This is a genomic window from Francisella uliginis (assembly GCF_001895265.1).
GTDB lineage: Bacteria > Pseudomonadota > Gammaproteobacteria > Francisellales > Francisellaceae > Francisella > Francisella uliginis.
In genome coordinates this window covers 629,935-645,350 of the sequence record NZ_CP016796.1, presented here as the reverse complement: position 1 = coordinate 645,350, position 15,416 = coordinate 629,935, and the positions used below count along the sequence as shown (strand labels likewise).

The following is a 15,416-nucleotide window of genomic DNA, read 5'->3' as shown; positions in this document are numbered from 1 at the left end:
TAGATTTTAATATCACTACGAACTCTTTAATGCTACAAGATTCGTGACGGTTACATTATTTATATAAAGGCTTAGGTTTTTTATTTTATATGGAAATGGTAATATTTAGGGAAATATAAAAACCATCTTGTCTAAAGTTTTGAAAAAGAAAAATATATTAATAGCTATTATAATTATCGCAATAGTTTTATTAAGCTTCATTATAGGTAAAAAAACTGGTTTTGAGAAAGCAACATCTATACATGAAAGTGAACTACAGATATTAGAACAAAATAAGCTTTCACAAACTCCTGAAGATACTACAAACTGTCGCCCTAATGTAAGTTCTAAGAAGAAAAACTATGTTATTGGTTATGGAAGCCTTATGAACAAAGACTCCAGACAAATAACTGTGCCTGATGCCACATATGCTGCTCCTATATTAGTAAGTGGTTTTGAAAGACTATGGGCATCGCGCGGAGAGAAATCACATGCAACATTTTTACTTGCAGTACCTAATCAAGGGTATGCAATGAATGCTATATATTACAAAGCGACTGCTGGTGATATATCTGCTACAGATTTAAGAGAAGCCTCTTATTGTAGAGTTAAAGTTCCTCGCAAGGATATTGTTCCTTTAGGAGTAAAAAGCTTACCTAAAGGAGACTTCTGGATGTATGTAAAAGATTTTAAGGATGCTGAATTCCCAACAAAAAAATACCCCATTCTGCAAACTTATGCTGATGTTTTTATGACAGGCTGTTTACAAACTCAAGCAGAATTTAATCTAACAGAATTTGGTAAACTTTGTTTCCAAACCACATATGGCTGGGACTTAGCAAACTGGTTATACGATAGAGCAGACCCTCGCTATGCTAGATATTCAAAAAATACTGAAAAATATCGCACTCCTATAGATAAAATAATTCATCGTTTAAGTTATAATAACGATCCAATATAACTAATTAATTATATTATTAAGAATGAACCAAAGTAGTAGAAAAATATGTATTGCTCCAATGCTTGATTGGACAGATAAACACTACCGTTACATGATGCGTTTGATAACAAAAAAAACAATGCTATATACTGAAATGGTTACTTTAAACGCTATACTTCATGGAAATAAAGATTTTCTACTAAAATATAATCCTGAAGAAAATCCTGTCACTCTTCAACTTGGAGGGTGTGTACCCGAAGATTTTATAACATGTGGTAAACTAGCTGAAAAATTAGGCTACGATGAGATCAACATAAACGTTGGCTGTCCTAGCGAGAGAGTTAAAAAAGGCAACTTCGGATTATCTTTAATGGCTGAACCAAATCTAGTAGCTGATTGTGTCAAAGCTATGAAAGATAGTATTAACATTCCAGTATCTGTTAAATGCCGTATAGGTTATGACCATAATGATAGTTATGAAGAGTTGTATAACTTTGTTGACAAGCAAGTTCAAGCAGGTGTTGATTTTGTGTGTATTCACGCACGCAAAGGTTGGCTAAGTGGTCTGTCACCAAAGGAAAACAGAACAATTCCTGAACTTAAATATGATACTGTCTACAATATCAAAAAAGACTTTCCAAACTTAGAGCTTGGTATCAATGGTGGTATCACTTCTATTGAAGATACTCACAAACATCTAGAGCATGTTGATAGTGTAATGATTGGACGTGAGGCATATCATAATCCTATGATATTTAGAGATTTTGATCATGAATTCTACAATCAAGAGCAATCACAAATAACCCCGCTTGAAGTCGGATACAAAATGGCTGAGTATATCACTCAGCAAATGCAAAAAGATCCTTTCATTAAGCTTAACAATATAACAAAGCATACCTTAAATCTTTTTAATGGCTTACCAAATGCCAGAGTTTATCGCCGATATCTAAGTGAGAATGCTACTAAGAAAGATGCAAATATTGATACTTTTTTAGCGGCCTTAAAAGTCTTTGATAAGTAAGAGTCAAATTTTAATCGAAAGTTATAATAAAACGAAGCTCCATACTACTTCTAATATCAACACCCTCTGATAGTCTTACTGCTGAGTGATAAGTTACATCATTATGATTTTGATAAGCTTTAGCTTTTTCACTATCAAATTGTTTAAAAACCACTAGCTCATTAATATCAAGGTCATGGAAATATCCCCAAAAGTGATTAGAGCTATCTTTTAACCTATAGCTTGAGTTCTTAAATTCTTCTGATTTAACCTCTATAATGCCCATATCTGCTGCTTGTGCATATTTACCAGACATAAAGACTAACGTCGAAGTTTGAGACTTTTGATTCACATGCATCCATGCATTTACAAATATATATTTCTGCCCTTCTTTTAGTAGTCCTTTTTCTATCAAAGAGTTTCGACATTGTGCTCCAGATGAACAAGTAAAATCAGAGTGTGCTGAACCAATACCTTTATCATTAGAATCTTTGACAATGTTTCTAACCAGAGCTGATCGTAATATTATCTTATCTGCATCTGAAAAAACCTTATTAACATTTTTAAATATATCATCTAGATAAGGTTTGATATTTTCATAAACATCTCCGTCCAGATCCAAAACAATAGGTTTTTCTAATTTTACTAATTCAACACCATAGTGTTGCATATTTACATCATCTACATTTCTAAGGTTGTACACCCTCTTTTCTGATGTTGGTAGATGTTTATTTGCCTCTGAATAATTATTTGGAGCTTTTACTTTTTCTGAAAACTGTCGCACATCACTATTAGGCTCTCTAAATGCTATTTGTAACAGAATAGAATTTTTATCACTAAAATCAGTTTGATTAAACTTTTTTAAAGGCTGCTGTTGAAAATTTTTTTGCCAGAACCTTAACTCAGAAGTATCGTCTATTGGTACGGTATTTGCCTCATCAGCATAACTACGTATATCATTTACTATAAATTTTTCTTTCTTAACCGAATTGTCGACTAAAGGCTCAAAGTCTTTATTTAGTAGCTTTGCAAGCATTTTAAACATCCTTATTTTAAATAAAACTATCTTATCTCATTAACCATACTATCAAAAATTGACAAATAAATATATACAAAAAATAACAAGCTAAAATAACATACTTAATGATAATCTTATACGTAACATATACAATAAAAGCTAAAGATAATAGAAAAATCCAAATATAAAAATGAAATGGAAAATATCAACCGTTTTCTTAAGAAGAGTTTTAGAAGTAAAAGTCAGGAATGATTTAATAGAAATCATCCTTGGAGAAAAATCAATTAAGGTAAGTAAACATAAGCTAAAAGGAAGTAGAATAAAAAAGGGAGACATTCTTCTAATTTATGGAACAAACTATGAATATAAAATAAAAAGCCAAATTATTTATAACATTTCCCAGAAAAAATATATAGAAAAAGGTATACCTAATATACTGAATCTTTTAGTAACACTCTTTTTGATTATAGTATTGGTTTATCTTTATTTTACAAATATGCTATTACATACTATTGGACCTTTTGAAAGAGTTTTTACTATATCAATTTTTATATATCTTCATTTTATATTATTTGAATGTGCCAAGGGATTTATTCATGTAAAGCTATACTTATTGAGAAATAAATCAAGAATAAAAAACATACATAACAAATTATGACATGCTTAAATCGCCTCTAAGCAAAGTAATGAAACCACGATAAATAACTGAAAATAGAATAAACATGAAAATAAAAATTGTAGATTTAAAACTTATAAATTTAGCTTTTATTTAATGCCCTTCAACTCTGTCTTTATCTTATCAATAGACCAATCAACTGATTTATGATAATCTTCAGCATCACTTGGCTCATTAAAAGCTATGACACATATTTGACTAACATTATCTTCTAATTTTTGTGAGCCCATTTTTGCTAAATCTGTTGGTAAGACAATATATGAGTGAGGTCCTTGAAAGCCAATTAATTTAGCTACTTTTTTTGTCTTTAGCTCTTCTTCTGCTGCTTGTTTTTTAAGCTCAGGTTTATTTGCTTTGATGTTTAACTGCTTAATAGCATTATCAATATCTTCATTTGTTAATTTACCATTTGCTTCACGCTCAGTGTAGATGATCTTATTATATTCACTAAAGAGTTCTGGCCCTCCTTGCAAATACGCTTCGTTAGCAACCAACGATGCATAATTAGCAGCGTCGTCATCTGCCTTTAATGAAGGATAAGCTTTAAATATAAATCTCACATCGGGTTCTTCTTTAATCAGCTTAGACATTTTTTCATATGTTTGGGTACATTTATCACAACCATAATCATAGAAAACGACTACAGCCTTTTTAGCGTCTTTAGGACCAATAGATGGAGTCATTTTATCATTTAACAATTCATCTAAGACAGCTGGAATAGCAATGATTTTTGCGTAATCATCCGTTCTTTTACTAATACTCTGCGTATTATTATCTGCTTTTGCAGCCTCATGGTAGGTAGAGCAACTCGATAACGCTAATGCCGAAAAGCTTAAAATAGCTAATAATATTTTTTTCATGTAAATATCTCCAAAATCTCAAATCTAATATAATCAGTTTTAAACTAATTACATTTACAAAACAAACTTCTTGCTAAAAAACTAAATAAATACAAAATATACAGCTTACATTTGAATCTTACCCAACAATGATAAACCATGCAAAAAAATTAAGCAGCAACTTAGTAAAATATTTTTTTATACAAGTCTAAATGAAATTAGGATAATTAGAAACAATAAATAGTTGAAAATGAATTATTTTACCCCATTTTTAGAAAAAAATGATTTCTCAATAGTTGTTCGCTGAGAGAATAAAACTTAAGAGATAGATTTTAGATCTGAACACCAAAACTAGATGCTAAGTTTTTCACATCTTGATGATTCAAGTTTTTTATATCTTGTGAATTTAAGTCTTTTATTGATTTGCCATTTACGTTTATATCTTTTAATGATTGGCCATTTATTTTAGTCTTATCTAAAAATTGCTGAGCTTTTTTATCCAACCCAGTTTGCTTAGCTACTTGTGAAGCTGTATTTTTCACAGTATCAACGCTTAATAGATTTTTCAATGATGATGTATCTACACCAAATCCAACATTATTTAAATCACCTGAAATGATACCTTTTAATGTCAAGTCAGATATATTTTGTTTAAACTGATTAAAGTTAATGCCTACATCTTTAAATTTTAGCTGTAATGGAATATTGAACATTACATTTCTAACCCCACTAAACTGCCAAGTACCACTACCAGAAACTGCTAAACTTTCAGCATCTAAGCCTATACCTTGAATTGTTAAACCTTTTATTGCATCGCCTGCAACATTATCTAAATCAAATTTGACTGTATTATCAACATTTGGCTTATTAGAAATAACAATATTAACATCAAGATCTTTATTGTTAGTTGATTTAACACCCACTCTAGTAGGTTTTCCTAAAAGCTCCGGATTTGTTGATATATTAGTAATGACAGCATCATACAAAGTATCACCATCTTTATAATTCTTGATATCAATATTTTGAACTACAAAACTAGGATATTTATCGCGTAAATCTTCATTTCTAACATTTGCATAACCATAAACCTGTGCTTGATCTTTAGGGGTAATAATTTTCTGCTTAACTTGAGAATCTGTTACCTTAGCTTCGCTAGATCTAAAGCTTGATAGAAACTCTACTGCTTCTTTTATATTCCCTGCAACATCTTTGACTTCTTTAGCATTATCTTTTAACTGCTGTAAGTCTACTTGTTGTAGATCTCCACCCATTTTTTTAATTTTATCAATAGCTTGCTTTTTAGCTGCTTCAGAAGCTTTTTGACTTTCTTCTTTCGACGCTGCTGGCTCAGTACTATTTATATATAACTTACCCTTAGACTTTCTTTTTTTATCTAGAGATACTCCCTCAACAACAACATCTTTTAATGTTATTTGTCTTGTCAGTAAATGTGAAATATTTATACTAGAACTAATAGATTTAGCATAGAATCTGTCTTTATTAAGATCTGCTGGATCTGCTGCTCCTAACCCAGTTATTTTAAGTCTTGCATCAGTCAAATCTAATTTTAAAGAACTATAATCAACAGTTGCACCATTAGCTTTTGTTAGCTGTTGTTTGATGATATTTGATACTAATGAAGTCTCTAGGATCTGTGGCGCGTAAGCTACAGCTGCAATAATCAAACCAACCAAAATAACTCCCGTTATTCTAAATGGTTGTCTGAATTTGCGATTCTTCATCTTAACCCAATCAATTTTTGCAACATTTTTACCTAAGAAAATCCAACTAGCAATTTTTACAAAAAAGTTTTTTGTGATTTTGTTATATAATTCTGTACCAGTTTGAATTGCTGACATTTTAGCAACTATTTTTTTGTAAACTTTGGCGATAATAACTCCAAAGATCAAACCTAAAATAATCGAAAGTACAAAAGCTCCAGCAACAAGATAATAGTCAAAACCAGCATAAGCTACAATTGGAGTATTAACTAGCGTTTTAAATATAGGCTGGGTAAATCCATCAAGTAAAAACTGCCCTAATGAAAAGCTAACAGCCTCTAAAATAAATGAAAGAGCTTTTGCTATTATTGCAATGAATACGAATACACCTATATTAATTCTAAGAATGATAACTAAAAATATCACCCCTATAAATAATAGTGGTGAATATGATATTCCTGGAATAAAACCAAATACAAATGCAAACAATGATGTTAAAAGCAATTGAAATGGCGTAATCTTTGAAAAAATAGTCGATTTTATCTTATCAAATATATAACCAAACATTTTATCTACCTTATTTTTTTAAACTTATTAAACTAACATTACCATATTATAGGAAAATCAAAATATTAAAATAGTATTTTTATCGTAAAAGACAAACTAAATTTTTCATCTAAGTAGCAAAATCGCTTATTATAAAAAATAACAGAAATAGCAAAGATACTAAATTTGTCTATCTTAATAAATCACGACTATTTGCAAGTACAAAATAAATACCATACAATACGAGTAATAGGGAATATTAATGATTAGGCTAAAGGCTTTATCTAATTGAAAGTTTTATGCTGCTTTTTATTAGAAAAAATAAAGTAAATGCGTTATTATTTTACCTGTTATTTACAAAATTTTCGTCAAACGATCAAATAAGGAAGAAAATCGATGAACTTACATGAATATCAAGCTAAGGATCTTTTAGAAAGTTATGGTCTAAAAGTTCAAAAAGGTATCGTAGCTCATAATCCAAATGAAGCTGCTCAAGCATTTGACCAAATGGGTAGCAAATTTGCAGTTGTCAAAGCTCAGGTACATGCTGGTGGTCGTGGTAAAGCTGGTGGTGTAAAAGTTGTTAAATCATCTCAAGAAGCTCGTGAGGTAGCAGAAAGTCTTATCGGAACAAATCTTGTTACATTCCAAACAGACGCAGAAGGCCAACCTGTAAATGCTGTTGGTATATTTGAAGATGTATACCCTGTAACTAATGAATTATACTTAGGTGCTGTAGTTGACAGATCAAGCCGTAAAGTTACTTTCATGGCATCAACTGAAGGTGGTGTAGATATTGAAGAAGTAGCTCATAACACTCCAGAAAAAATCCTTAAAGTGGAAGTTGATCCATTAGTTGGTCTTCAACCATTCCAAGCTCGTGAAGTAGCTTTCAAACTTGGTCTAAAAGGCAAGCAAATCAACGATTTCGTTAAAACTATGCTAGGTGCTTACAAGGCATTTGTAGAATGTGATTTTGCATTATTTGAGATCAACCCTCTTGCTGTAAGAGAAAACGGTGATATCGTTTGTGTTGATGGTAAAATTAACCTTGATTCAAACGCTCTTTATAGACACCCTAAGCTGTTAGCTCTAAGAGATAAATCTCAAGAAAATGCTAAAGAACTTAAAGCTTCTGAGCATGAGCTAAACTATGTAGCTCTTGAAGGTAACATCGGTTGTATGGTAAACGGTGCTGGTCTAGCGATGGCTACTATGGATATCATCCAATTATACGGTGGTAAGCCAGCTAACTTCCTAGATGTTGGTGGTGGAGCTACTAAAGAAAGAGTAATCGAAGCTTTCAAACTAATCCTAGATGATGAGAATGTAAAAGCTGTTTTAATTAACATCTTCGGTGGTATCGTTCGTTGTGATATGATCGCTGAAGCAATTATCGAAGCTGTTAAAGAAGTAAATGTAACTGTACCAGTAGTTGTTCGTCTAGAAGGTAACAATGCAGAAAAAGGTGCTAAGATCCTATCTGATTCAGGTTTAAAACTTATCCCTGCTGATGGTTTAGCTGATGCTGCTGATAAAGTTGTGAAATCACTAGGTTAATAAATTAAAACAGTTAAAAGGATATTAAATAATGAGCGTATTAATTGATAAAAATACAAAAGTTCTAGTACAAGGTTTTACTGGTAAAAACGGTACTTTCCACTCAGAGCAAGCTATTGCTTATGGTACAAACATCGTAGGTGGTGTAACTCCTGGTAAAGGTGGTCAGACTCACCTAGATAGACCAGTTTTCAATACAATGGAAGAAGCTGTAAAAGCTACTGGTGCTGATGCATCTGTAATCTATGTACCAGCTCCATTTGTAAAAGATTCAGCAATCGAAGCGATTGATGCTGGTGTTAAACTAGTTGTAATCATTACTGAAGGTGTTCCAACTCTAGATATGCTAGTAGTTAAAGAATACTTAAAAGGTAAAGATGTACAAGTAGTTGGTCCTAACTGTCCTGGCGTTATCACTCCAGGTGAATGTAAAATTGGTATTATGCCTGGTCATATTCACCAACCTGGTAGAGTTGGTATCATCTCTCGTTCTGGTACTTTGACTTATGAAGCAGTTGCTCAAACTACTAAGTTAGGTTTTGGTCAATCTACTTGTATCGGTATAGGTGGCGACCCAATCCCTGGTATGAACCAAATCGAAGCTTTAAAACTTCTAGAAAACGACCCTCAAACAGAAGCTATAATCCTAATCGGTGAGATTGGTGGTACAGCTGAAGAAGAAGCTGCTGAATACATTAAAGATAATGTAACTAAGCCAGTTATCGGGTATATTGCTGGTGTTACAGCTCCTCCAGGAAAGCGTATGGGTCATGCTGGCGCGATCATTTCTGGTGGTAAAGGTACAGCTGATGAAAAATTCGCTGCATTTGAAGCTGCTGGTATTGCTTATACTAGATCACCTGCAGAGTTAGGTTCTAAGCTTAAAGAAGTTACTGGTTGGTAATTTTTTATTTTCTAAATAATTTTTTCTTTTATTTATATTTCAATTTCATAATTTTCAAAAATCTAATTTAAAATGATAATATAACTTAATATAAAGTTATTAATTAGTGAATTATGATTAAAAAGGTAATCTTATTTTTTAGTCTTACAACACTACTCCTAACTACCAATATAGGATATTGTTTGTCAGAAAATAAAAATATAAATCACCCAGTACCAAAAATATTAAAAAACAAAAGTCATAAGCAAAAAAAAGACTGCAATACAATATCAACTACTCTTATGAGCCCTATCTCAGTAGTTGGTATAGGTGTAGGAACTATTTTGATGATACCTGTAGGTTTGCTGGGAGGAGTCGTTGGTGGAGCTATGAAAGGCTGTTGAGTTAATCTAAGACCTTTTTCATGTCTCTTAATCTTGAGTATTTTTAGAGAAATCTGACTTTAAAATCCTTATTTTGTGTTTCATATCGGCATTTTGTACCGATATGAATACACCTATCCTAGTTAAGCCATTAAATTGACAGCTTTTAATGCGTTAAAACATATAGCTTTTAACAAAGCTTGTGCACTTACTTTTACTGTAGAGAAGTAACTAGCTCTAGTAAAGTTAAACTTTCTTTTCATCGTGCCAAAGCATTGTTCAACCTTATATCTAACTTTAGATATAAGAATGTTTCGTAATTTTTGTCTCTTAGTTAGTGGTTTATTTCTAACTGCTTTTTTAAGTACACGATTATTAATTTTGTTAGCTTTTAGTAATTCTCTATTAGCAGCAGTATCATATGCCTTATCTGCTAATAACTGTTTACAGTTAATATCTTCTAACATTGTTTCTAATCTATGAGCCTCATAGACTTCTGCTGACTCTGTATGTATTGTTTGTATGAAACCATACTTATCATCTACACTAGCAAAAACTTTATAGCCATAATGACTCTTATTACCTTTCTTAATCCATCTTGCATCTACATCTTTACCATATGAAATATCAGGAATAGAGGTTTTGTCTTCTTTTCTATCTTCTACTGGATTATCCATATGCTTATTAGGTCTGCCTGCAGATTCAACTAAGGTAGCATCTATAATTGCACCTTTGGCATTATTTATCGATAAGCCTAATGCTTCTAGCTGTTTGTTAAATTCTTTAAGTAGCCTTTTATATTTTTTCTTTTCTATTAATAAGTTTCTGAACTTATTAATAGTACTATAATCAGGTAAGTTAGACGTTGGCGTAAAACCTGTGAAATACATGAAATCAATTCTTAGCCTTAAACTAGATGCTAATTCTCTATCGCTTAGACTATACCACTGCCCTAGTAACAAAAGTTTAAACATCATTATACTATCATAGGCGGGTCTACCTTGCCTTGTCATATCTTGAGTATAGATACCTTTAAGTGTTTTCCTAAACTTTTCAAAGGTAACTAACTTGTTTAGCTTTACAAACTTATTATCACTACCTAATGATTCTTCTAATCCTAAAAAGAAAAAATCCATAACTGTTAAAATATAAATATCTACTGTTATAGCTATATTTTACAAAATTCATAAATTTATTGGCAGATTAAATCAACAGTCTTAAATAGTTTTAACGTCATTGCAACCTGCCGTAACCCAGCTAAAGCTGACAATTTGAATAAACTTGCTGCCAAATATACAAATCTTACTATAGAAAAGCTTGATGTTACTAGTTCAGATGAGCAACAACAATTATTCCAAAAATATAAAGATAAAACTCTCGATATCTTAATCAATAATGCAGGAGTTTATCCAGAGCATCATAAGAGAATAAGTATATCAAATACAGACCCTAGCTGGATAAATGATGCTTTTCAAACTAATTGTTTAGGAGCATTCTACCTTATTCATAACTTTAAGGATAATCTACTAAAATCTGATAATCCAATAGTTATCAACATGGCTAGTCAAGCAGGCTCGATAGAACAAACAAAGGTTGGATTTGGCTATTCATATCGTATATCTAAAGCAGCTTTAAATATGTTGACAAAAACTTTTGCTGCCGAATACCCAGAAATAGTAACAATAAGCCTACGTCCTGGTTGGGTTAAAACCTATATGGGAGGTGAAAATGCCTCTTTAGAAGTAAAAGATAGTATCACAGCTATGACTAAGCTTATTAGCTCGCTTACGTCTAAAGACTCAGGTAAATTTCTCAATGCTCAAGGTAACCAAGAAAAATGGTAATTGAGCTATTAATAGTTTAACAAGCCCTATTATACTGTTATTCTTATAAAATATAAAAATTGTATTATTGCATAAAAAATGAATTCATATTCAATAATTAAAAAATTAAGTATTACTTGTCTAATTGGAGCATTAATTATATGGGTACTCTACCCTTTTATTTATCCAATTCTATTTGCTGCCCTTTTGGCTATAATACTTGCTCCTCTACAAGTAAATCTAGAAAAACATATAGGTAGACATAAAAGTAGCTTTCTTATAGCTATGGGGATTTTATTATGCATTTTCATTCCTATGCTAATTGTAATCTCATACGCTATTACTGAGGTTATTTCATATTTACAAAACTCTGAATCCTTATCGCAAACGTTTGCGCAGCTTAGTAATTCTATAGCAAAGATCCCATATATTGGCGAATATCTACAGCAGCATTTTGATAAACTAATAACTGCAATTAAACATGATAAAGAAAAGATTATTTCTAACCTTGGCCAGGTTTTACCTGCTATTAGATATATAGGTGCTACTTCAATTAGCTTACTAACAGATTTTTTAATAACGATATTACTGGTATATCAATTCTTAGTAAGTGGTTCAACTGTAGAAAAATTCTTTAAAAAAGTTGTCTTAAAAGACTTTCATGATAGTGATAGTTTTATTTCAACTGCGATTATAACAACACGCAGAGTTAGTTTAGCAATATTCTTAACAGCTATGCTTGTTGGTGTAACTATGGGAATTACATTCTCAATCTTATCTATACCAAGTCCAATACTTTTTGCCTTTATCTCTGCTATAGCTTCAATGGTTCCATTTATGGTTGGTATTGTTTATATACTTTTGGCAGGAGCAGTATTTGTAATATATGGCGCTACAAAAGCTATTGCTATTTTGATAGTTGGTTTTGCACTTAATATTTTTACAGACAATATTATGCAACCAAAAATTATTAATAAACAAGTTAAGCTTAGCTTTGTAGCTTCGTTAATTGGTATTATGGGAGGAATCCAAGCCTTTGGTTTTATTGGAATATTCTTAGGCCCTGTAATATTTAACGTAGCTTTTGTCGGTATTGAAAAACTAATGGATGGTAAAGAATATTAGTTTCACTAAGCTTGAGGAAAAGCCTCAAAGCTATGCACTTTATCTAAATCATTTTCCCAATTAGCCTTACTTGCTGTAAAAATATGTGCTGTTGGCTTAATTGATATCTCATCATCTAAGCTTCCAGCCGGGACAACAACTAAACCTAATTCAGGCACTTCAATAGGCATCGCAGAGCCACATTCACTACAAAAACTCTTTGTATGTCTAGTTGCTGGTAGCTTAAAGTTTTTAACTAACTCCTGACCAGAGTTCCATTTTAATTTTGCATTTTTTGAGAAAAGATTAGCTCCATGGGCTGATCCAGTGTCTTTACGACAATAAGAGCAATGACATAAGAAAAAGCTCTCAAAGTCACCTTCAATTTCAAAATTCACATTATCACACAAGCATGATCCTTTAACACTCATACATTCAAATCCAAATAATTTATATAGATATTTGATTGATTATATGCCTTAAATTTACAGACCTCAAATGCTAAATTAATAATGACTTACAAAAAAAGTTTGGATAGAATGAATTTTACTGTTTTTTATTTTAAATCATAAAATGGAATCTCTAAAACATCCTAAAGGACTCAAATTTTTATTTTTCGCAGAAATGTGGGAACGCTTTAGTTTCTATGGATTATCAGCAATTTTAATCCTATATATGACTCAAAGATTAAACTTCACAGAAGCTAATGCTGCTTTGATATTTGGTAGTTATGTAACTTTTCTTTATATTACCACAGCTGTTGGCGGCATATTAGCCGATAGAATAATAGGCTATAGACGCTGTGTACTAATAGGCGGTATCTCGATTATATCTGGGCATATAATTATGGCACTGTCAGGATCTAGTGATATAGCTTTATTTTTAGGTTTAGGATGCATATCCGCTGGAACTGGTTTTTTCAAATCTAATGTTTCAACAATGGTTGGTAGACTCTATGATGATAGAGAGGCTCTACGTAATAGTGGTTTTGCTTATTTTTACACGGGTATAAATATTGGATCTGTAATAGCAACCTTTGTTGTTGGTTTTGTTGGTGAAAAAATTGGCTGGCATTATGGTTTTAGTTTAGCTGCTTTTGGTATGGGACTTGGATTAATATGTTTTGAACTTGGTAAAAAGCATTTCCCTAAAAGCTGTGATGAGCCTAACTTTGAAATTATGAAAAAGAATTTATTCTTAGGCTTAAATGTTTGGTATACCATAATATTATTTGTAATAATTTCAGCATGTGTTTTTGCTTATCTGATAGCTCATCCAACAGAATCAATGGTGATAATTTCACTATCAGGAATAGTTTTATTAGTTTATCTAATCTCTCTATGGAAATCACTTGGAAAAGCTCAAAAAACTAACATCGCGATCTTATTGATACTTTCAATATTTATGCTATTTTACTGGTCACTAAGTAATCAAACCTCTATCAGTATACCTTTATTTATAAAGAGTAATATTGATCTACATATTTTAGGTTTTGATATGCCTGTTACTACACTTATGGCAACTCAACTAACATTATTGGTAATTATCAATCCTTTCTTTGGTGTTCTATGGCAAAAGTTAGGTCAGTATAAAAAAGAACCATCTGATGAATTAAAGTTTGTTTTTAGTTTAGTCTTTCTAGCGTTATGTTTTTTCTTTTTAAGCACAGCTGGATCAATAGCCGCTCAGACTGGACATGCTAATGTGATATGGCTATTGCTATGCTACTTAATGCTAGTATTTGGTGAACTCTGTATCTCACCTGTTGGTTTAGCACTTGTTACTCGACTAGCTCCAGAGCATCTAAAGTCAACAATGATGGGAGTATGGTGGACAATTAGCGCTTATGCAGGGTTTTTTGGTGGCGTAATAAGCTCACATATTGCTGTTACAAAAAATACACCTGCTAGCAGTTTTGCATCTGGATACTTTAAACTTTTTATTGCAGCAATTATTATGGCTGTTATATTGTTTGCATTAACTCCAATATTAAAGAAACTTACTAAACTTAGGGTATAAAAATGATTCTAATTGCGAATGATGAAGGTCGTAGTGGCGTACCTGAAGCTTTTAAACGACTCCAAAATAAAGAAAATGGTCTTAGATCTATAATTGAAGGTATTAAACTTGTAGAGAATGATACAACAATCAAAACAGTTGGTAGAGGATCTTGGCCTGATATCTTAGGTAATGTAACTCTAGATGCTTCTGTAATGGATGGTGATGATCTACGTACAGGCTCTATTGGTGCTCTCAAGGGTTATGCTAATGCTGTTGAAGTTGCTTATGAAGTTATGCAAAGATTACATCATGAGATATTAGTTGGTGAAGGTGCCAATAAATTTGCTAATGAAATCAATGCTACAAAAATTGATAATCTGCTACCTGAAATCAAAAAAGTATGGCAAGAACATTTGGATAAACATTTAACAGCTAAACAAAAAGCTAACTTTCCAAATATCCCATTAATTGAGCTAAGTAAGTTTGCTATAGACCCTGAGAAAGTCTTTGATACTACTGTATATTTATCAAAAGACCACAACAATACTATATCATCAGCAACAAGTACTTCTGGTTGGGCTTGGCGCTATCCTGGTAGATTAGGAGATAGTCCAATTATCGGTGCTGGGTCATATGCTGACTCTAGATATGGTGCTTGTGCTTGTACTCACACTGGTGAGATGGCTATTCGCTGTAGCACTGCTAGATCTGTAGTTTTATATATGAAAATGGGAATGTCTGTAAAAGACGCTGTATTAGAAGCAGCTAAAGACTTGCGTCATCTAAAAACTGGATATTTAGATGAATTAACTATTCATGCTATTGATAACCAAGATAATCACTATGTAGCTAGTTTTAAAGGTAGCGAACCAGTTTATTACTGGGTTTGGACTGATAATATGCTTGAGCCTATTAAGAAACAAGCTAGGCTAATTCTGTAATT

The 15,416-nt window shown here is 31.9% G+C and carries 14 protein-coding genes and 1 pseudogene; 10 read left to right on the top strand and 5 right to left on the bottom strand.

Features of this window, described 5'->3' with window-relative positions; genetic code table 11:
* Positions 1-139 precede the first annotated feature (139 nt).
* Together chaC and dusA are read left to right on the top strand one after the other, a co-directional pair.
* Entirely contained in the window at positions 140-940 is an 801-nt protein-coding gene (chaC, locus tag F7310_RS03190; RefSeq protein ID WP_072713527.1) for a gamma-glutamylcyclotransferase ChaC, read from the top strand.
* Between the two features lie 22 nt (positions 941-962).
* Complete coding sequence (gene dusA / locus F7310_RS03185; RefSeq protein WP_072711715.1) at positions 963-1,940, top strand: tRNA dihydrouridine(20/20a) synthase DusA; 978 nt, start codon at positions 963-965, stop codon at positions 1,938-1,940.
* Positions 1,941-1,950: 10 nt separating this feature from the next.
* Here the strand turns inward: dusA and F7310_RS03180 are convergent, their stop codons facing one another.
* Positions 1,951-2,955, bottom strand: coding sequence for a hypothetical protein (locus tag F7310_RS03180; protein WP_072711714.1), 1,005 nt, complete (start codon positions 2,953-2,955; stop codon positions 1,951-1,953).
* 172 nt (positions 2,956-3,127) lie between these two features.
* On the opposite strand from F7310_RS03180, the gene F7310_RS03175 reads away from it, so the two are divergent.
* Positions 3,128-3,595, top strand: a complete 468-nt coding sequence (locus F7310_RS03175) for a hypothetical protein (RefSeq protein WP_072711712.1) — start codon at positions 3,128-3,130, stop codon at positions 3,593-3,595.
* Between the two features lie 107 nt (positions 3,596-3,702).
* Here F7310_RS03175 and F7310_RS03170 read toward each other — a convergent pair whose 3' ends face one another.
* Both F7310_RS03170 and F7310_RS03165 read right to left on the bottom strand, forming a co-directional pair.
* Positions 3,703-4,473, bottom strand: a complete 771-nt coding sequence (locus F7310_RS03170) for a thioredoxin domain-containing protein (RefSeq protein WP_072711711.1) — start codon at positions 4,471-4,473, stop codon at positions 3,703-3,705.
* 311 nt (positions 4,474-4,784) lie between these two features.
* A complete protein-coding gene (locus tag F7310_RS03165; protein ID WP_072711709.1) occupies positions 4,785-6,740 on the bottom strand; it encodes a TIGR03546 family protein in 1,956 nt (651 codons plus the stop codon).
* Positions 6,741-7,115: 375 nt separating this feature from the next.
* Here F7310_RS03165 and sucC point away from each other — a divergent pair, with 375 nt between their 5' ends.
* The 3 genes and pseudogenes from sucC to F7310_RS03150 all read left to right on the top strand — a co-directional run.
* Complete coding sequence (gene sucC / locus F7310_RS03160; protein ID WP_072711708.1) at positions 7,116-8,279, top strand: ADP-forming succinate--CoA ligase subunit beta; 1,164 nt, start codon at positions 7,116-7,118, stop codon at positions 8,277-8,279.
* Between the two features lie 31 nt (positions 8,280-8,310).
* Positions 8,311-9,183 (top strand): succinate--CoA ligase subunit alpha, encoded by an 873-nt coding sequence (sucD, locus tag F7310_RS03155; protein WP_072711706.1) that lies wholly within the window; start codon positions 8,311-8,313, stop codon positions 9,181-9,183.
* Between the two features lie 113 nt (positions 9,184-9,296).
* Positions 9,297-9,554, top strand: a pseudogene (locus F7310_RS03150) (hypothetical protein); the annotation flags it as partial.
* Between the two features lie 134 nt (positions 9,555-9,688).
* Here the strand turns inward: F7310_RS03150 and F7310_RS03145 are convergent.
* Positions 9,689-10,681 carry an IS5 family transposase gene (locus tag F7310_RS03145; protein WP_072711704.1) on the bottom strand — a complete coding sequence of 331 codons (993 nt, stop codon included), beginning with the start codon at positions 10,679-10,681 and terminating at the stop codon, positions 9,689-9,691.
* 54 nt (positions 10,682-10,735) lie between these two features.
* On the opposite strand from F7310_RS03145, the gene F7310_RS03140 reads away from it, so the two are divergent.
* Both F7310_RS03140 and F7310_RS03135 read left to right on the top strand, forming a co-directional pair.
* The gene (locus F7310_RS03140; RefSeq protein ID WP_072711702.1) at positions 10,736-11,389 is read left to right on the top strand and encodes an SDR family oxidoreductase; all 654 of its coding nucleotides are present in this window, start codon (positions 10,736-10,738) and stop codon (positions 11,387-11,389) included.
* Between the two features lie 78 nt (positions 11,390-11,467).
* Positions 11,468-12,493 carry an AI-2E family transporter gene (locus F7310_RS03135; RefSeq protein WP_072711700.1) on the top strand — a complete coding sequence of 342 codons (1,026 nt, stop codon included), beginning with the start codon at positions 11,468-11,470 and terminating at the stop codon, positions 12,491-12,493.
* Positions 12,494-12,498: 5 nt separating this feature from the next.
* Here the strand turns inward: F7310_RS03135 and F7310_RS03130 are convergent, their stop codons facing one another.
* Positions 12,499-12,903, bottom strand: a complete 405-nt coding sequence (locus F7310_RS03130; RefSeq protein ID WP_072711699.1) for a GFA family protein — start codon at positions 12,901-12,903, stop codon at positions 12,499-12,501.
* 142 nt (positions 12,904-13,045) lie between these two features.
* On the opposite strand from F7310_RS03130, the gene F7310_RS03125 reads away from it, so the two are divergent.
* On the top strand, positions 13,046-14,491 hold the full coding sequence (locus F7310_RS03125; RefSeq protein WP_072711697.1) for a peptide MFS transporter: 1,446 nt from the start codon (positions 13,046-13,048) through the stop codon (positions 14,489-14,491).
* Positions 14,492-14,493: 2 nt separating this feature from the next.
* Positions 14,494-15,414, top strand: coding sequence for a glycosylasparaginase (locus tag F7310_RS03120; protein ID WP_072711696.1), 921 nt, complete (start codon positions 14,494-14,496; stop codon positions 15,412-15,414).
* Positions 15,415-15,416: the final 2 nt, after the last annotated feature.